Consider the following 18314-nt stretch of genomic DNA (forward strand, 5'->3'; position numbering starts at 1 on the left):
CTGCCTGGTGCGCGGCGTCTGCGGTGGTCATGGTCGGTAGATTAGCAGTAAACCTTTGAGATCTTCAAAGTACTTGTTTGAGGTCGTTCTCGAACGACCCTTATCTGACGGAGCATCAGCTCGAACGGCCCACACAGGGCCGCTTTGAGGTCGGCTTTGACGCCCGTCCGGTTATACGTATAACTTGAGCCTTGTCGAGACCCCCCGGAAGGACGCCCATGGGCTACGCCGCGCTGCTCCGCGCCCCGCACGTCACCCGGCTGCTGGTCGGCACCCTGATCGGACGACTGCCCGCCGGCATGACCGCGCTGGTGATCGCCCTCGCCCTGCGCGAGGCCGGCACCCCGTACAGCCGGATCGGCCTGGCCACCGCCGCGTACGCGATCGCCGCCGCGATCGGCGGCCCCGTCCTCGGCCGGATCGTCGACCTCACCGGCCAGCCCCGCGTCCTGCTCGCCTCCGCCACCCTGGCCGGCGGCGGCTACGCGCTGCTCGCGCTCGCCCCGGGCTCCCCCGTCGCCGCCCCGCTCGGCGCGGCGATCGCCGGCCTGTGCATGCCGCCGCTGGAACCCTGCCTGCGCTCGCTGTGGCCGGACGTGGTCGAGGAGGAGCAGCTCGACACCGCCTACGCCTTCGACTCCGCCTCCCAGCAGGTGCTGTACGTCGCCGGGCCGCTCGCCGTCGCCGGCATCGCCGCCGCGTTCTCGCCGTCCACAGCCCTGTGGACAGCCGCCGCGCTCGGCCTGATCGGCTCGCTGGTGGTCGCCACCACCGCCCCCGCCCGCCAGTGGCAGGCCCCGCCGCGCGCCGAGTCCGCCGGACTGCTCGGTCCGCTGCGCTCCCCCGGACTGGTCCTGCTGCTGGTCGGCCTGAGCGGCGCGGGCTGGACGGTCGGCGCACAGGCCGTGCTGTTCATCGCCTACGCCGAACGCCACCCGGGCGACCTGCCCGGCGGCGGCGGCACCCTGCTGGCGCTGGCCGCCCTGGCCGGCCTGCTCGGCGCGCTCGCCTACGGCGCGGCCTCCTGGAGGGCCGACACCGCCACCCGCACCTGGGTGCTCGCCGTCGTCATGGCGGCCGGCTCGCTGCCGCTGCTGCTCCTGCCCGGCCCGCTGCCGATGGCCGCGCTCGCCTTCGTCTCCGGCCTGGGCCTGGCCCCGCTGCTGGCCGCCGCGTTCGTGCTGGTCGCCGAACTCGCCCCGGCCGGCACCGTCACCGAGGCCTTCGCCTGGCTGGTCACCCTGTTCGCCACCGGCAACGCGGCCGGCTCCGCGACCTCCGGCCTGCTGGTCGACACCTCGCTGCAGGCCGTCGCGCTGTGCTCCGTCGCCGGCATCGCCCTCGGCGGCCTGCTGCTGCTCGCCACCCGCTCCCGGCTGCGCCCCGCCCGGGTCGTGCTGGCCGCCTGAAACCGCTCGCCGGGACGGCCCGCGGCCTGCTTGGATGCGCCGCATGACGAGCATCCAGCTGCCCGCGGGCTACACGGTCTCCACCGATCCGGCGCTCCTCGACCGGGAGTCGGTGCACCGCTGGCTCTCCGAGGACGCCTACTGGGCACTCGGCCGGCCCCGCGAGAAGCAGGACCGGGCGATCGACCACTCCCTCAACTTCGGCCTGTACGAGCAGACTTCCGGCCTCCAGGTGGGCTACGCCCGGGTGGTCACCGACCACGCCACGTTCGCCTGGCTGTGCGACGTGTACATCGCCCCGCCGGCCCGCGGCCGGGGCCTGGGCACCGCACTGACCGCCGCCGTCCGCGACCACCTGGCCGAACTGGGGCTGCGCCGCCTGCTGCTGGCCACCCGGGACGCGCACGAGGTGTACGCCAAGGTCGGGTTCAACCCGCTCGCGCTGCCGGAGAAGTGGATGGTGCTCGGCGAGCAGTAGCCGCGCTCAGGCCGGCGCGGTGGACCGCCGCACCACCAGCGAGGTCGCCAACGGGGCGGTCGGCGGCGGCAGTTCACCGCCCAGCAGGGCCACCAGGGTGGCCAGGCCGGTGCGGCCGAGCTGCTCGCCGGGCAGGTCGACGGTGGTCAGCGGCGGGCTGAGCAGCTCCGCCACCGGGATGTTGTCCATGCCGACCACCGACAGGTCGCCGGGAATCCGCAGCCCCGACTCGTCCGCCGCCTGGTACAGCCCGGACGCCACCACGTCGTCGTCGCACACCACCGCACGCGGCCGGTCCGGCCCGGCCAGCAGCTCCCGGGCCACCCGCGCCGCCTCCCGGTTGCCCTCGTTCAGGCTGACCGCCCGCTCCTGCACGACCAGCTCCGCCGACGCCGCCGCGAACGCCGCCTGCCGGACCCGGAAGGTGTACGCGGAGTGCACCGAGCGCAGGTAGCCGATCCGCCGGTGACCGAGCTCCGCCAGGTGGTCGACGGCGGCCCGCATGCCCGCGGTCAGGTCCAGCTCGACGGTGGGCCGGCCGGGGTTGGCCGCCGGATCGGCGTCCAGGAACACCGCCGCGGTGTCGGCGGGCAGGCCGCCGAGCTGCTTGTCGTCCGGGGAGCAGATCAGCAGACCGTCGAAACGGCCCGCGGCAGCGGCTTCGGCGAGCGTCGCCGCGTCCCAGCCGCTGGAGACCACCACCGAGAGACCGTGCCGGGCCGCCTCCTCGTGCACGCCCGTCAGCACCCGGCCGAAGAACGGGCCGAGCAGGTTCGGCACCGCCAGCAGCACCATGCCGCTGCGGCCCAGCCGCAGCTGCCGGCCGGCCGCCTGCGGGCGGTAGCCCAGCTCCCGGGCGGCGTCGTGGATCCGCTGCCGGGTGGCGTCCGAGACCCGGTGCCCGGCGCTGCCGGAGAACACCAGCGAGACGGTCGCCTGCGACACTCCCGCCAGCCGGGCCACGTCCCGCCCGGTCGGCCGCCGTCGCGCCCCCTCGCCGGACCCGGAGTCCGACACGCCGTCAGCCGGCCTGCGCCTGCCGGGCGGCGGCGGCCCGGGCCGCGTCGTCCGCCTCGTCCTCGGCGGCGTCCCGAACGGCGGTACGGACCTTGCGGTTCTCGATCCGGTCCGCGATCTGCGCCGACATCTCGTCGCGCTGCTTGCTCAGCACCACGTAGCTGATCGCCGCGGACGCCACCATCGCCAGCGCGAACACCAGGATCAGCCCCAGGTCACCGACCACCGGGATCACCCCGAAATGGGCCAGCAGCAGCGCGACCAGCAGGCAGGCCAGGAAGATGCTCGCCCGCAGCGAGGTGTAGCGGAGCGTCGCGTTGATCTTGCTGCTCACCGGGGATCGTCCTTCACTGCCGGGTCGCGCCACAGGGCACGAGGGGGTAATGGCCCTCCCAGTGAAGCACGACCTCACACTGTCCGGGCCTCAGGGGCTCGGAGGGTGCGCACTCAGGAGCTCGTGGGGTCACCTCCCAGCCCGCCAGGGCTGGGGGAGAACGGCGAGGCCGAGTCTGCGGTGGATCAGCAGGGCACTTTGCGTTCCGCCGTTTCTGCTCCCCGCCTTGAGACCCGCCGCAGCCAACCGCTGTCCTCGACCGTCAGCAACTCGGCCTCGCCGTTCCCCGAGCCCCTGGATGCGTGCCCGCCGCCGCCAGCGCGACACAGCACCCCACCGCCACCACGCACAACGCCCCCGCCGCGTACCAGGTCGCGTCGTAGTTCCCGAAGCTGTCCCGGGCCACTCCCGCCAACCCCGCCACGATCGCCGCGCCCACCTGGTGGGCGGCCAGCACCCACCCGAAGACGATCGGCGCGTCCGCCCCGAAGTGCCGTCGGCACAGTGCGACGGTCGGCGGCACGGTCGCGACCCAGTCCAGGCCGTAGAAGATCACGAAGGCGAGGATCGGCGGCCGCAGGCTCTCCCCGAACAGCGAGGGCAGCATCGCCAACGAGAGCCCGCGCAGACCGTAGTAGGCGATGAGCAGCCGGGTGGAGTCGAACCGGTCGGTGAACCACCCGCTGGCGATCGTGCCGACCACGTCGAAGATCCCGATCAGGGCGAGCAACGAGGCCCCGGTGGTGACGGGCATGCCGTGGTCGTGGGCGGCGGGGATGAAGTGGGTGCCGACCAGACCGGCGGTGGTCGCGCCGCAGATCGCGAAGGACGCGGCGAGCAGCCAGAACGCCCGGCTGCGGGCGGCGTCGCGCAGCACCCGCAGCGAGCGGGCGATCGCCGAGCCGTCGACCACCGGTGGCGCGGGCGCCTCGGTGGCCCCGTACGGCAGCAGGCCGAGGTCGGCGGGGCGTTCGCGCATCAGGATCAGCACGGGGACGGCGACGGCGGTGGCGGCGAGCGAGATCACCACCACCGCGGTGCGCCAGCCGTGGTTCTCCACCAGGGCGGCGAGCAGCGGCATGAAGATCAGGTTCCCGGCGGCGCCGGCGGCGGTGAGCACGCCGGTGACCAGTCCCTGCCGGGCCTGGAACCAGCGTCCGGAGATGGTGGTGGCGAACGCGCCGGCCATCGAGCCGCTGCCGAGTCCGACCAGGACGCCCCAGCAGAGGATCAGCTGCCAGGGGGCGGTCATCAGGACGGTGAGCCCGGCGCCGACGGAGATGGTGAGCAGCGCGCAGACCACCACCAGGCGGACGCCGAAGCGGTCCATCAGGGCGGCGGCGAACGGGGCGGTGAGGCCGTAGAGGGTGAGGTTGACGGAGACGGCGCTGGAGATGGTGGCGTGCGACCAGCCGAACTCGTTGTGCAGGGCGTCCATCATCAGGCCGGGCGCGGAGCGGAAGCCGGCGGAGCCGACCAGGACGACCAGCGAGACGGCGGCGACGATCCAGCCGTAGTGCAGGCGCGGGGCGGGGCGGGGCGGGGCCGGGTCGGCGACGGGCGTGGTGGTGAGTTCGTTCACCCGCCGAGTCTGCGGTTCCCGGCCCCGCCGGCACGACGGGATTTGCTGCCATCCGCCCGCAAGATCCGGACGACTTCAGTGCCCGCCGGCGACCGGTCCGGCGTCGGGGACCCGGCGCAGGCCGCGGATGGGCGGGCTGAGCAGCAGGGCGGCGGCGGTCAGCACGGTGACGATGCCGCCGACCACCAGGACGTGCTGGGCGCCGAAGGCCTCCATGGCGGGGCCGGCCAGCGCGGAGCCGAGCGGGAACATGCAGACGGATCCGGCCACTTCGTACGCGTGGATGCGGTTGAGGACCTCGCCGGGGACCTGGGTCTGCACGCTGGTGGCCCACATGACGCCCCAGAAGCTGATGCCGATTCCGGAGACCAGCATGGCCGCGCCGAGGACCGGCCAGGGCAGGTCGAAGGCGAGCGCGAACTGCTGGAGGGGAAAGACCAGGACGGCGAACGCGCCGGCGGCGAGCGGGCGGACGGGCTTGAGGCGGATCGCGATCAGGCCGCCGATCACGGTGCCGGCACCGAACATGCCGTTCAGGACGCCGAACACGGTGGCGCCGTGGGCGGGCACCACCAGCGAGCCCAGCAGCGGGGTGAGCGGGCCCCAGGAGAGCACCGTGAAGATCATCCAGATCACGATGACGCCCCACATCCAGCTGCGGGCGCGGAACTCGTGCCAGCCCTCGACCAGGTTCTTCCACAGGCTGTCGCCGGGCGGCGGCGCGGGGACCGGGCCCAGCCGCAGCGCCAGCAGCGTGCTGGCGCTGATCGCGTACATCACGCCGGCGATGACCATCACCCAGCCGGTGGAAGCGGCGGCCAGCAGGCCGGCCAGCGGCGGCCCGGCCAGGGTGGTGAGCGCCTCGGATATCCGCAGGATGCCGTTGGCGCCCTGCACGTCGCGGGCCACCAGCGGGACGGTGGAGGCGGCGCCGGGCTGGAACATGGCGGCGGCGGTGCCGGCCAGCGCGAGCAGCAGGTACAGCTGCCAGAGCTGGTCGATGCCGCGGAAGAACAGCACCGCGAGCAGGACCCGGGTGGTGAGGTTGAGCAGGTCGGCGAAGATCATCAGCCGGCGGGCGGTGAACCGGTCCGCGAGGACGCCGCCGACCAGCACCAGGCCGGCGAACGGGGCGAGCAGGAAAGCCATCGCGTAGCCGACGGTGGAGGCCGAGTGCCCGGAGGTGAGCAGTCCGGTGGTGACGGCCACGGGGAGCATCGCGTCGCTCAGCAGGCCGGCCGAGCGGGCGGTGAAGTAGAGCCGGAAGTTGCCCGACCAGATGGCGGGACCGGCGGGGATGCTGACGCGCGGGGTGGGGGCGGTGTGGAGTTCTGGTGCGGTCACGTTCGACAGTTTTGGTCCAGACCACCACTGGTTTCCAGTGATTTTGGGTCACGATGCGGCGTCCGACCGGCAACTGATCGGACGGCGGCCCGCCGTGCGCGCCCCGAGCACGGCACGGCGGGCCGCCGTCCGGGTCGGCGTCCGGGCCCTGAAGCCGTGACGCCCGGCGTTCCGATCTCGCCGAGGTTCCGGGCGGAGCGGCCAACGACCCCCTGAGTGTCGGCACCGCCCGGACTCCCTCGGCGTCCCCTCGCAACGAAACGCCGCACCCAAGAGTGATCAGTCGGATACGTCACGTCAATGGGTTGTCGGAAATTCAGATGGATCACCCGGAGCGCGAACAGCGCACACGTGGCACGCCCGGACCTGCCGACCCGCGTTCAGCGCGCCGAGGCGACCGGCTGCGCCGCCCGTTCGCACACCGCCACGGCCGGGCCGATCTCGCACCACACCCGCTTGCCGGAGCCGTCCGGGTACCAGCCCCAGCGCTCGCACAGCAGCTCCACCAGCTCCAGGCCGCGCCCGTTGGTGGCCTCCGCGTCGGCCCCGGCGTGCCGCGGGGCGGGGGCGGCGCAACTGGCGTCCGCGACCTCCACCCGGAGCCCCGGCGGGGCGTCCGGGCCGGCCGGCATCAGCAGCCGCAGCACCGCCGGACAGCCGGTGTGCACCACCGCGTTGGTGACCAACTCGGAGACCACCAGGACCAGCGTCTCGGCGACCGCCGAGTCCGGATCGAGCCCGCCCGCCTGCAGTCGGGCCCGCACCCAGCGCCGGGCCCGTGAGACCTCGGCCGGATCCGCCTGGACCGCCAGCTGTACCTGAAGTACCTGCACCGTTCCACCACCCGCACTCGGTATTCGGCCCGCTTGATCCCGCCGGTCCGGTCGGCCGCGCCTCGGGGAGGCCGCCGATCCGCACTGCCCATGGCATCGACACGAATACGCCCCAGAATGATTCCGGGACCAGGTCGCAGCAAGAGCTTCGGGCATATTCCAGCGTTCGGGGGATGTCTCGGTGCATACTGTCCCGCTCACCCTGCCGGGGTTCGCACGACCGGTCGGCGGCACCGCTGCCGCGGGTACTCCCGACCGTACTCCCCACGCCCCGTCACCACCGGGCCGCCACGAGCGGAACCACCCTTCCTACATATGTCCAGCGGCCCTCGAACAGCGCCGCCGGACACCCGCCGACCGCCCGTCAGGCGAACACCACGGTCCGGGTGCCGTTCAGCAGCACCCGCCGCTCGCTGTGCCACTTCACCGCACGGGCCAGCGCCTGGCACTCGACGTCCCGGCCGAGCGCCACCAGCTGCTCCGGCGTCACGTCGTGGGTGACCCGGGCGACCTCCTGCTCGATGATCGGGCCCTCGTCCAGGTCGGCGGTGACGTAGTGCGCGGTCGCGCCGATCAACTTCACCCCCCGGGCGTGCGCCTGGTGGTACGGCCGGGCGCCCTTGAAGCTCGGCAGGAACGAGTGGTGGATGTTGATCACCCGGCCGGACAGCTCCTTGCACAGCGCGTCCGACAGCACCTGCATGTAGCGGGCCAGCACCACCAGCTCGACCCGCTCCCGGTCGACCAGCTCCAGCAGCTGCTGCTCGGCCTGCGTCCTGGTGTCCTTGGCGACCGGCAGGTGGTGGAACGGGACGCCGTAGGACTCGGTCAGCTCCCGGAAGTCCGGGTGGTTGGAGACCACTCCGACGATCTCCACCGGCAGCGCCCCGATCCGGGTCCGGAACAGCAGGTCGTTCAGGCAGTGCCCGAACTTGGAGACCATCAGCAGCACCCGCATCCGCTCCGCGGCCTCGTGGATCTGCCAGTCCATCCGGAACGAGGCGCCGACCGCGGCGAACGACGCCCGCAGCTTCTCCGCCGACACCGGCTCCTCGGCCGAGAAGTGCACCCGCATGAAGAACAGCCCGGTGCCGGCGTCGCCGTACTGCTGGCTGTCGATGATGTTGCAGCCGGTCATGAACAGGTAGCTGGAGACCGCGTGCACGATGCCCTGCTTGTCCGGGCAGGACAGCGTCAGAACGTACTGGGAGTGGGCAGTCTCGGCCATGTCTCGGGGTCCCGTTTCTCGGCTCTGGTGCGGACGGACCGCCCAGCCTGGCACAAATCCCCCGGCCGCGCGGTCACCGCCCGCCACCCGAGACCACGCGTCCGCCCCGGCGCTCAGCCGTGCGCGGTCAGTTGCCGCAACTCGGCCAGCGTGGACGGCGGCAGGTCCGGATCGGTGCCGTCGTTGGCGGCCAGCCGGTGGTGCGCCTCGCGCGCCGCCTGCACCGCCTCCGGCCACTCCTGGTGCCCGAGGTAGACGGCCGCCGGGGCGTCCTCGCCGACCTGGTGCACGATCCGCAGCACCCGCAGCACCGCGGCGTCCACCGCGACCGCCTCCGCGGAGTCCCGGAACACCGAGCCCACGTACTTCTCCGCCGACCAGCGGTCCAGCCAGCTGTCCTCGACCAGCCGGTACACCGCGTCGGAGAGATCCCCGTAGCCGCCCTGCCCGTGCCCGTCCAACCAGGCCGTCCGCTGGAAGCCGGGGTCGGAAAGCATGTGCAACGCCGAACGGATCCGGGCGCGCCAGCGCCACCAGGGCAGGTCAGTCAGGGGCATGACGCCCATCGTGCTGGAGCGGCCGCCCGGACGAGAAGAGTTTCGGGCAGAACGGTACGGAGAATCCACGCTGTCGGACACGGGAGTCGATCGTACGTTCCTCCACCGACCCCTTTCCACACGCGTCATCACATCCACGCGCCCGGAGTTCCTTCCCCGTTGGCGGTCCGTTCACATCGCGTCCCTCTCACCGTGTGCGGCCGCGACCACCCTTGACCCGCCGAACCTGCGCAACGGAGCACGGGTCAGTCCCCGCAGTGTCCAGGGAGGAACAGCGCACCATGACGCGGACCGGAACCCCCCACCCGTCACCCGCCGTCAGCGGCCGTCGCACCACCACCGCCGCCCTCGCCGCCGGCCTGGTGCTGCCCGCCCTGCTCTCCGCCACCGCCTGCGGCGGCCCGGCCGCCGCCGACTCCACCGCCCGCGACGTCACCGTGATGACCTTCGCCCCCGCCGGCACCGGCGCCGCCGACCGGCCGGGCATGACCGCCCTCGCCGAAGCCATCGGCCGCGACCTGAACGCGCACGACGGCCTGGGCGGCCGCAAGGTCCACATCCTCACCTGCAACGAGCACGACACCACCGACGGCGCCACCGCCTGCGCCGACCAGGCCGTCAACGCCCACGCCGTCGCCGTGGTCGGCTCCGCCAGCCAGTACGGCAGCAACTTCATCCCCGTCCTGGAAGCGGCCGGCATCCCGTTCATCGGCGGCTACGGCCTCTCCACGCCCGAGTTCAGCAGCCCGCTCTCCTACCCCGTCAACGGCGGCACCCCCGCCCTCGTCGCGGGCAGCGGACGCCAGCTGATCGAAGCCGGCTGCAAGCAGATCGCCCTGATCCGCCCCGACAGCCGGGCCGGCGACGCCCTGGTCAGCTACCTCAACACCGCCGTCAAGCAGACCGGCATCAAGGTCACCGACATCAAGGCCCCCGAGAAGTCCAACGACTACTCCCCCTACACCCGACGGGCCATCGGCGACGACCGCCCCGGCAACTGCGTGCTCTCCGCCCTCGGCGCCGAACCCACCGGCAACCTGCTCGACCCCTACCGCCGCGCCAACCCCAGGAACACCCAACTCGCCTCGGTCATCGGCTCCTTCCAGCAGTCCGTGGTCGACTCCACCGGCGGCGACAACGGCCCGCTGCGCGGGGCGTACGCCACCGGCTGGTTCCCCGCCGAGAGCTCCCCCGTCTGGGACAACCTGCGCGCCACCGTCCGCACCTACGGCAACGGCACCACCATCGACGTCTCCGACCCCGGCGTCCAGACCACCTGGGTCGCCTACACCGTGCTGCGCCAGGCCGCCGGCCGCGTCGACCCGTCCCGCCCGCTCACCGCGAAGGCCCTGCAGACCGTCCTCGACAGCGGCGACCCCATCGACACCGCCGGCACCACGCCGCCCCTCGGCTGGGGCGTCACCAACATGCTCCCCACCGCCGACTCCCCCCGCCTGGTGAACACTTCCGTCACCTTCCAGCAGGTCCGCAACGGCCGCCTGACGGAACAACACCAGGGCTTCACAGACGTCCGCACGATCCTCGCGGGGTAGACACCCGGGGGGCGCTGGGGGTCCCCCCGGCGAAGCGAGGGGGCGGAACGGCGCGAAGCGCCAGGCCCGTCCGTGGGACCGCGGCGCAGGACGACGACCTGCACCTGATCGCGACCTCACGGACGGGCCTGGCGCCTGTCGCCCGATTCCCCGCGCGCCCCGCTACAGCTCGCTCGCGCCCTTGTTCGGGAGCCCCGTCTTCGACGCGATCGCGCCCCACAGCCCCGCGGCCTGCTCCTTCGCCGTCGTGGCGGAGCCGCTCGCGGTGTTGCCGTTGCGGTAGTGGTCGTTGTCCTTCGCCTTGCCCGCGTCGCACCCCGCGACCATGTCCCCGGCCCACAGGGCGTATTCGGAGTCGGCGGTGGAGGACGCCTGCCAGGCCTTCTGCAGCTGCTCCACCAGCTTGGCGCCGTCGGCGAGCTGATCGACCTTCAGGTCGCCGAGCTTCTTCAGCAGGTCCTGCCGCTGCGAGGCCGCCGCGGTCAGCGCGGCCTGCGCGTCCGGCAGGGTCTGGCACTTGCCGACGGCGGTGACGGCGTTGACGACCGAGCTGCGGCTCGCACTCGCGGTGCCGAGCAGGTCGGACATCGCCTGCGCCTGCGCCTTCATCGCGGGGCTGACCGCGCCGTCCCCGCCGCCGGCCGGTGCGGACGGCTGCTGGCTGGTCGTGGTCTTGGCCTTGGACTGGTCCTTGGCCTTGTCGTCGCCACCGCCACCGGCGAGCACGCCGATCACCACCGCGATCACCGCGACACCGGCCACGCCCGCGCCGATCAGCACCTTGGTGTTGGGCTTGCGGCGGTCGCCGCCGCCCGCGGGGCCGCCGTACCCGGGCTCCGGCGCGCTCGGGCCCGGGTACTGCTGCTGCTGGGGCGGGACCGCGCCGTACGCACCGCCGTAGCTCGGCTGCTGCGCGGGGGCGGGCGCCGGATACTGCTGCTGTCCGCCGAACGTCTGTGCGGCGTAGCCCTGTTGCGGGAATCCGAGCTGCGTCGGCGCGGCGGCCACGGACGGGTCGCCGGCCGGGTAGGGCGGCAGGTACTGGGTGGCTCCGGCGTCCTCCTGCGGAACCGGAGCCGCCGGCGCCGCGCCCCAGTACTCGGGGCTGCCGCTCTGCCCCAGCGGCGGGGCGGACTGCTGCTGCGGAACGGGGGGCTGCGGCTGCGGCTGGGCGTACGGGGGCTGCGCGGCCTGCACCGGGGTGCCCTGACCGTCCGTGGCGGGCTCCGGCCGGAACAGGTCGTCCAGATTGAAGTCGCCGGAGTTCGGATACGAGCGGCGCTGGCTCAACGCGATTACCTCACCTGTGCACGGCACCGGGATCCCGGGCCTTTCGGTTGCCCCGTCGGGGTTGCTGACGACGGACCACAACTGCGAGGCCACGCTACCGGTTCACCGGCACAGGTGACTACGCGGGCCGTTGTTCTGTGCTATTGCTTCACGAACGTCCGCCCCGCCCCGATCGTGCCGACCAGCACCGCCCGTACCCGCCCGCTACGCGGCCTCCCCGTCCATCCGGGCGTGGAACTCGCGGACCGCCCGGTGGCCCCGGTACGGCTCCAGCCTGGTGCGGAAGTCGTCCAGGTACTCCACGCCCCGGTTCGAGCGCAGCCCGCTGAGCAGCCGGACCGCCTCGGTGCCGGTCTCGCAGGCGCGTTCGAGGTCGCGCTGCTGGAGTTGGGCGGTGGCGAGCAGCACCAGGTCGACGGCGCGCCGGCGGACCCGGTGCGCGGGGTGCAGTTCGAGCGCGGTGCGGGCGTAGTGCTCGGCCCGCTCGCCCTGCTGGAGGTCCCGGTGACAGTGCGCCAACTCGTCGGCCAGGTAGGCCTCGTCGAAGTGCACGATCCAGTCCGGGTCGTCGACGGGGTTGCGGCGCTCCATCGCGGCGAGCGCCTTCGCGGCGACCGCCTCGCAGGCGTACGCGTCGCCGAGCAGGGCGTGTCCGCGGGCCTCGGCGGCGTAGAACATCGCCATCGCGGTGGGGGTGGCCACCGTGCGGGCGCCCTCCTGGGCGGCGCGGGCGAGTTGGGCGATCTCCCGGGGGTTGCCGAGGGTCGCGGCGAGGTGGCTCATCGAGGCGGCCAGCACGTAGCCGCCGTAGCCGCGGTCGTCGGCGGCCTGGGCGAGGCGCAGCGCCTGGATGTAGTAGCGCTGTGCCAGGCCGGGCTGGCCGGTGTCGACCGCCATGTAGCCGGCGAGCTCGGTCAGCCGGGCGACGGCGCCGAAGAGTTGACGGCCCGTCTCGTCGCGGTAGGAGCCGCCGAGGAAGCCGGAGACCACGCTGTTCAGGTAGTGCACCACGACGGGGCGGACGTGGCCGCTGCCGAACCGGTGGTCGAGGTCGACCAGCATCTGGGTGGTGGCCCGGATCGCCGCGACATCGGCGAGGCCGACCCGGGTGCCGCCGGTGCGGGCGACCACCGGGTCGGGCGGGGTGATCAGCCAGTCCCGGCTGGGTTCGACCAGGGCGGAGGCGGCGACGGTGGTGCCGGCCAGGAAGTCGCGCTTGCCGACGTCACTGCGCCACAGTTCGCAGATCTGCTCCAGCGCGGTGCCCAGGCTGGGCGCGAACTGGAGTCCGACGGCGGAGCTGAGGCTCTTGCCGTCGGCCATGCCGATCTCGTCCACGGTGACGCCGCGGCCGAGTTTGCGGCCGAGGGCCTCGGCGATGACGGCGGGCGCCTGCCCGCGGGGTTGTTGCCCGCGCAGCCAGCGGGCGACGGACGTCTTGTCGTATCGCAGGTCGAGCCCGTGCTCGGCTCCGCAGAGGTTGACCCGGCGGGCCAGGCCCGCATTGGAGCAGCCCGCCTCCTGGATCAGCTGCTGCAGACGTTCGTTCGGCTCTCGTGCGACGAGTGGTCTCGCGGCCATGGGATTTTTCCGCCTCCCCAACGCCGTCCGGACCCGACCGGAGGGCGACGACTGTGCAACACCATGCGGAATACCCACGGTGACGTACCCACTCCCCACGCGCCCTGATGAATGCCCCTGTGCGCCCCCTCTGCGCCCGTTACCGCCCCTGCTGCGACGGGGGGTTCCGACCAGGATCACCGTCCCGGGTGACAACGTGCGCCCCGTTCGAATCGTTCGGCGGCGGCCCGTAACCCCCACTCACGGACGGTAGTTGTGCTCCACGTGGACAACGCCCCCCAAGACCCCCAACCCGATCCGACGTCCCTGCTGGCCGAGGCCGTCCGCTGTGCCGAGGAACGCCATTGGGAGGTGGTCCCAGGAACGTGGCTGCTCGACGGCGACGGCGCGGCCGTCCGCTGCTCCTGCGGCGATCCGGGCTGCGCGCTCCCCGGCGCACACCCGGTGGGCGCGGACTGGGGGCTGGTGGCCAGCGTGGGGTCCGCGGTGGTGCGCGGGTGGTGGACGGAGCGCCCGGAGGCCTCGATCCTGCTGCCCACCGGGCGGGCGTTCGACGTGCTGGACGTGCCGGAGGTGGCGGGCTGCCTGGCGCTGGCCCGGATGGAGCGGATGGGGCTGCCGCTCGGCCCGGTGGTGGCCGCGCCGGCCGCCCGGGGGCGCAGCGGGCGGCGGCTGCACTTCCTGGTGCTGCCGGGCGCGGTCGCCAAGCTGCCCGAGCTGCTGCGGCAGATCGGCTGCACCTCGGACGGGCTGGACCTGGTGGCGCGCGGCGAGGGCGACTGGCTGGTGGCGCCGCCGTCCCGGTTCGGCGGGCACGCCACCGCGCTGTGGGCCCGGCCGCCGACGCTGCTGAACCGGTGGCTGCCGGACGCGGTGGAGCTGGTGAGCCCGCTGGCGTACGCCTGTCGGCGCGACCCGTCGGCCCCGCGCCTCGTCCAGCGGGAGACCGCCGCCGTGTGAGGCCCCGCCGACTGTTCGGAGCGTGATCTTCCGGAAACGAGTGGTCATACCCGCAGGTCAGCAGGACAAGCCCATCGATCGGGTGACGGCGCTCAAGGGTTGGCCGCGGTTGCCGAGGGGATCATCCTCAGCGTCGGCACAGGGTCGGTGGAGCGGGTCGGTGGAGCGGAAGGAGCGGTCGGGCCGAGAGCGTGGGGGGCTGCCGGGAGGGCGTTCGGTCGGGGAAGCCGAACGCGGCGGCACGGGGGGTCAGGGAGGGACGGCGGGGGATCGGGGAGGGAACGGAGGGGAGTCGGGGGGAACGCGCGGGGCCCGGTGCGGGGACACCGGGCCCCGAGGCGCGTTCCGCACTCCCGTCCCGCACCCCCGTTCCGCACTCCCCGGGCGGACGGGCCGGCTACGCCTGGGCGACGAACACGTGCGCGGCGATCTCCTTGCCGAGCTCGGCCGCGCCGTCGCCGGTGCCGACCAGCACGCCGCCGGCCGCCGGGGCGACCCGCACCGTCGCGCCGGGGCGGACGCCCGCGCGGCGCAGGGTGCGCATCAGCTCGCCGTCGGTCTGGATCGGCTCGCCGATCCGGCGCACCACCACGTCCGCGCCGTCCTTGCGGGCCACCGACTCCAGCGTCACCAGCCCGGCGTCGTAGCCCTCGCCCTCGGCCTTGGTGTCACCGAGCTCGTCCAGGCCCGGGATCGGGTTGCCGTACGGGGACTGGGTGGGGTGGCCGAGCATGGCGAGCACCTTGCGCTCGACCGTCTCGCTCATCACGTGCTCCCAGCGGCAGGCCTCCTCGTGGACCTGCTCCCACTCCAGGCCGATCACGTCCACCAGCAGGCACTCGGCGATGCGGTGCTTGCGCATCACCCGCACGGCCAGCCGGCGGCCGTCCTCGGTGAGTTCGAGGTGCCGGTCCTCGGCGACCTGGAGCAGGCCGTCGCGCTCCATCCGGCCCACCGTCTGGCTCACCGTCGGGCCGGACTGCTCCAGCCGCTCGGCGATCCGGGCGCGCATCGGGGTGATGCCTTCTTCCTCCAGCTCCAGGATGGTGCGGAGGTACATCTCAGTGGTGTCGATAAGCCCTGACATCGCCCCTGGCTCCGTTCTTCGGTGTCCTCACCGCCAATTCTGACGTACGGAGATGACAACCAGGTGCGCTGCGTCGTTGTGCCCGGGCCGCCGCGGGCCGTCGGACGCCCCGCGCGACGGTTGACAGCCGGGCGCGGCAGGGTCCACCGTGCACGCCGTAGCTTTCCCCCACCGCGGCCCGGGCCACCGGACCGCCCCCGCTCGGACGGAGCACGAGATGACCGAACTGGTCGGCCGGTACCTGGACGCCGCTGTGGCCCACCTGGAGCGGATCCGCGCCGAGGAGGTCGGGAACATCGACGCCGCGGCCGAGCTGCTGGCCGACGCGGTCGAGCACGGCCGGCGGATCTTCGCGTTCGGCGCCGGGCACTCCTCACTGGCCGCCCAGGACGTGGTCTACCGGGCCGGCGGCCTGGTGGTGATGAACCTGCTCAACGTGCCCGGAATGACCGGCGTGAACGTGATGCCCGCACACCTGGGCAGTGCGCTGGAGCGGGTCTCGGGGCTGGCCACCACCACCCTCGACCTGACGCCCGCGCGCAGCGGCGACCTGCTGTTCCTGATCTCGCTGTCCGGCCGCCAGGTGATGCCGGTCGAACTCGCCCGGCACGCCCGCGACCGCGGCCTGAAGGTGATCGGCGTGACCTCGCTGGCGTATCCGGCTGCGGTGAGCTCCAACCACCCGTCCGGCACCTACCTCAAGGACAACTGCGACGTCGTCCTGGACAGCAAGATCGCCCCCGGCGACGGCGAGCTGGACCACCCCGGCGCGGGCGCCCCGTTCGGACCGGTCTCCACCATCGTGACCAGCGCGCTGATGCAGTCCGTGATGGCGTCCGCCACCGCCAAGCTCGCCGACCGCGGCATCACCCCGCCGCTGTTCCGCTCCGGCAACGTGGACGGCGGCACCGAGTGGAACAACAAGGTGATCGCCGACAACGCGGACCGCATCTTCTACGCCTGGTGACCGCCCGCCGACCGCTCCGCGCCCCCGGCGCAACCCCGCCCATTCGGCCAACTCCAGTGCCGGTCGCGTAAGTTCGACCGGCACTGGGAAGGACTCCCGAGACCGGTGAGACGGCGCTGCGGGGGCGGGAATGGCAACTGGAGCGGGGCGTTCGATCGGTTTCGTACGGGAGCAGGACCTGCTGCCGCGGCTGTTCTGGGCCGCCGACGGCGCGTCCCTGCAGGGCCAGGCCCGGGCGGTGGCGCTGTCCCGGTGGGAGCTGCTGCTGCTGGTCGGCGCGGCCTTCGCGGGTTCCGCCGACGGCCCGCTGTGGGCCTGGCTCGCCGCCGCCGCCTACCTCGGCGCGCTGTTCATCGCCGTCACCGTCGCCTGGCAGAACCCGCAGCGGCTCTGGTACGACGGCCGGGCGGTCGCCGAGTCCGTCAAGACCCTGGTGTGGAAGTACGCGGTGCGCGCCGACTCCTACCAGCCGCCGCCCCGCAAACTCCCCGACGCCGAACGCCTGTACGACATCCAACTCGCCAACATCCTCGGCGAGTTCGACACCGACCGGGTCACCCCGGGAGTCGCCGAGGAGCTCCGCACCTGGCGCGCCCCGGCCCGGCACCCGCAGATCACCGAGACCATGGAACGGCTGCGCGACCAGCCGCTGCCGGTCCGCCGCGAGATCTACCTGCGCGAGCGGGTGCACAGCCAGCGCGAGTGGTACCAGGCCAAGGCCATCCAGTGCCGCAACGCCACCCGCCGGGTCGGCCGGCTCGCCATCGTGCTGCCCGCCGCCGGCCTGCTGCTCGCCGTACTGCGCGCACTCGGCCAGTTCAGCTTCGACGCGCTCGGCGCGATCTCCGCCGTCGCCGCCTCCATCTCGGCCTGGGCCCAGCTCCGCCAGTACCGCCCGCAGGCCGCCGCCTACACCCTCGCTGCCGCCGAACTCTCCAAGGTCGAAGCCCAGTTGGCGGCCGTCGACCTGTCCGCCCCGGACGCCGAGGAGAACTGGGCGCGACTCGCCCGGGACGCCGAGGACGCCATCTCCCGGGAGCACACCACCTGGCAGGCGCGCCGCGAGGTGCGCAGCCTGGACATTCCCAGCTGACCTGGAGGCGCCGCGTGGCCACCCGAAGGATCGACACACCGGACGGGGGCGTCCTCGCGGTGGAGACGTCCGGAGACCCCTCCGGCAGGCCGGTGTTCCTGCTCCACGGCACCCCCGGCAGCCGGGTCGGCCCCGCCCCGCGCAGCGCCGTCCTGGCCCGGATGCGGGTCCGGCTGATCTCCTTCGACCGCCCCGGCTACGGCGACTCCACCCGGCTGCCCGGCCGCCGGGTCCGCAACGCCGCCGCCGACGTCACCACCATCGCCGACGCCTTCGGCCTCGACCGCTTCGCCGTGGTCGGCCGCTCCGGCGGCGGCCCGCACGCGCTCGCCTGCGCCGCGCTGCTCCCCGACCGGGTGGTCCGGGCCGCCACCCAGGTCTGCCTCGCCCCGCGCGACGCGGACGGCCTGGACTGGTTCGCCGGCATGACCCCCTCCAACGAACGCGCCTTCCGCCAGGCCGAGTTGGGCCAACCCCGGATCGCCGGCCCGTTCCAGGTCCGCTCCCAGGTGATCCGCCGCGACCCCGCCCAGCTCATCCGCAACCTGGTCCCCGAACTCACCCCGCCGGACCGCACCGTGGTCGCCGACATCGGCATCCGCCGGATGCTCCAGTCCACCTACCGCCAGGCCTTCCGCTACGGCGCCGACGGCTGGATCGACGACGTCCTCGCCTTCATCGCCGACTGGGGCTTCGCCGTCGACGCCATCCGCATCCCGGTCCGCATCTGGCACGGCGCGGACGACAAGTTCTCCCCCGTCGGCCACTCCGCCTGGCTCGCCGACCACATCCCCGCCGCCCAGCTCTACCTGGAGCCCGGCGCCGCGCACTTCGGGTCCCTGAAGGAGATGACGGACGCGATCCGCTGGGCCGCGAACGCGTAGCAGGCGCGAAACCCGGGGGCCCAGTCCACTGGGGCCGGGGGAGAACTGCGCACAGCGGAAGGCACCCGCCGGCAAGGTCGCGACACGGGCAATGACTTGCCCGTGGTCGCGACCTTG

17 protein-coding genes are annotated in these 18314 nt (G+C 73.3%); 7 read left to right on the forward strand and 10 right to left on the reverse strand.

The features are described 5' to 3' along the window. Positions 1–218: 218 nt before the first annotated feature. On the forward strand, positions 219–1409 hold the full coding sequence (locus tag ACI1MP_RS17090; protein WP_404868963.1) for an MFS transporter: 1191 nt from the start codon (positions 219–221) through the stop codon (positions 1407–1409). A 43-nt stretch (positions 1410–1452) separates the two neighbouring features. Beyond that, positions 1453–1887 (forward strand): GNAT family N-acetyltransferase, encoded by a 435-nt coding sequence (locus ACI1MP_RS17095; RefSeq protein ID WP_043915656.1) that lies wholly within the window; start codon positions 1453–1455, stop codon positions 1885–1887. 6 nt (positions 1888–1893) lie between these two features. On the opposite strand, the gene ACI1MP_RS17100 is transcribed toward ACI1MP_RS17095, so the two are convergent. The 7 genes from ACI1MP_RS17100 to ACI1MP_RS17130 all read right to left on the reverse strand — a co-directional run bounded on the left by ACI1MP_RS17100 (position 1894) and on the right by ACI1MP_RS17130 (position 8782). Beyond that, complete coding sequence (locus ACI1MP_RS17100; protein ID WP_380338169.1) at positions 1894–2904, reverse strand: LacI family DNA-binding transcriptional regulator; 1011 nt, start codon at positions 2902–2904, stop codon at positions 1894–1896. A 4-nt stretch (positions 2905–2908) separates the two neighbouring features. Next, positions 2909–3238: a DUF4229 domain-containing protein gene (locus ACI1MP_RS17105; RefSeq protein WP_157815651.1), complete on the reverse strand. Its 330-nt coding sequence runs from the start codon at positions 3236–3238 to the stop codon at positions 2909–2911. 262 nt (positions 3239–3500) lie between these two features. Then, positions 3501–4820 carry an MFS transporter gene (locus tag ACI1MP_RS17110; RefSeq protein ID WP_404868964.1) on the reverse strand — a complete coding sequence of 440 codons (1320 nt, stop codon included), beginning with the start codon at positions 4818–4820 and terminating at the stop codon, positions 3501–3503. 75 nt (positions 4821–4895) lie between these two features. After that, positions 4896–6164 (reverse strand): MFS transporter, encoded by a 1269-nt coding sequence (locus ACI1MP_RS17115; RefSeq protein ID WP_380338174.1) that lies wholly within the window; start codon positions 6162–6164, stop codon positions 4896–4898. Between the two features lie 380 nt (positions 6165–6544). Further along, positions 6545–6997, reverse strand: coding sequence for an ATP-binding protein (locus ACI1MP_RS17120; protein WP_043915651.1), 453 nt, complete (start codon positions 6995–6997; stop codon positions 6545–6547). Positions 6998–7361: 364 nt separating this feature from the next. Continuing rightward, positions 7362–8225: a formyltetrahydrofolate deformylase gene (purU, locus tag ACI1MP_RS17125; RefSeq protein ID WP_380338178.1), complete on the reverse strand. Its 864-nt coding sequence runs from the start codon at positions 8223–8225 to the stop codon at positions 7362–7364. A gap of 113 nt (positions 8226–8338) precedes the next feature. Then, positions 8339–8782, reverse strand: a complete 444-nt coding sequence (locus ACI1MP_RS17130; protein ID WP_229847606.1) for a hypothetical protein — start codon at positions 8780–8782, stop codon at positions 8339–8341. A 281-nt stretch (positions 8783–9063) separates the two neighbouring features. On the opposite strand from ACI1MP_RS17130, the gene ACI1MP_RS17135 reads away from it, so the two are divergent. Beyond that, complete coding sequence (locus ACI1MP_RS17135; protein ID WP_100587524.1) at positions 9064–10335, forward strand: ABC transporter substrate-binding protein; 1272 nt, start codon at positions 9064–9066, stop codon at positions 10333–10335. Between the two features lie 162 nt (positions 10336–10497). Here ACI1MP_RS17135 and ACI1MP_RS17140 read toward each other — a convergent pair whose 3' ends face one another. Together ACI1MP_RS17140 and ACI1MP_RS17145 are read right to left on the reverse strand one after the other, a co-directional pair. After that, positions 10498–11625 carry a hypothetical protein gene (locus ACI1MP_RS17140; protein ID WP_404868965.1) on the reverse strand — a complete coding sequence of 376 codons (1128 nt, stop codon included), beginning with the start codon at positions 11623–11625 and terminating at the stop codon, positions 10498–10500. 204 nt (positions 11626–11829) lie between these two features. Further along, positions 11830–13206, reverse strand: coding sequence for a transcriptional regulator (locus ACI1MP_RS17145; protein WP_043915647.1), 1377 nt, complete (start codon positions 13204–13206; stop codon positions 11830–11832). Between the two features lie 255 nt (positions 13207–13461). On the opposite strand from ACI1MP_RS17145, the gene ACI1MP_RS17150 reads away from it, so the two are divergent. After that, the gene (locus tag ACI1MP_RS17150) at positions 13462–14166 is read left to right on the forward strand and encodes a bifunctional DNA primase/polymerase (protein WP_380338184.1); all 705 of its coding nucleotides are present in this window, start codon (positions 13462–13464) and stop codon (positions 14164–14166) included. 397 nt (positions 14167–14563) lie between these two features. Here the strand turns inward: ACI1MP_RS17150 and ACI1MP_RS17155 are convergent, their stop codons facing one another. Next, on the reverse strand, positions 14564–15253 hold the full coding sequence (locus ACI1MP_RS17155) for a metal-dependent transcriptional regulator (RefSeq protein ID WP_100587527.1): 690 nt from the start codon (positions 15251–15253) through the stop codon (positions 14564–14566). Positions 15254–15470: 217 nt separating this feature from the next. Here ACI1MP_RS17155 and ACI1MP_RS17160 point away from each other — a divergent pair, with 217 nt between their 5' ends. The 3 genes from ACI1MP_RS17160 (at position 15471) to ACI1MP_RS17170 (ending at position 18197) form a co-directional block, all read left to right on the forward strand. Beyond that, positions 15471–16220, forward strand: coding sequence for a sugar isomerase domain-containing protein (locus ACI1MP_RS17160; protein ID WP_100587528.1), 750 nt, complete (start codon positions 15471–15473; stop codon positions 16218–16220). Positions 16221–16350: 130 nt separating this feature from the next. Continuing rightward, positions 16351–17313 carry a DUF4231 domain-containing protein gene (locus ACI1MP_RS17165; RefSeq protein WP_380338188.1) on the forward strand — a complete coding sequence of 321 codons (963 nt, stop codon included), beginning with the start codon at positions 16351–16353 and terminating at the stop codon, positions 17311–17313. Between the two features lie 14 nt (positions 17314–17327). Further along, entirely contained in the window at positions 17328–18197 is an 870-nt protein-coding gene (locus tag ACI1MP_RS17170) for an alpha/beta fold hydrolase (RefSeq protein ID WP_404868966.1), read from the forward strand. Positions 18198–18314: the final 117 nt, after the last annotated feature.

This window comes from Kitasatospora griseola, from assembly GCF_044999035.1.
Lineage (GTDB): Bacteria > Actinomycetota > Actinomycetes > Streptomycetales > Streptomycetaceae > Kitasatospora > Kitasatospora griseola.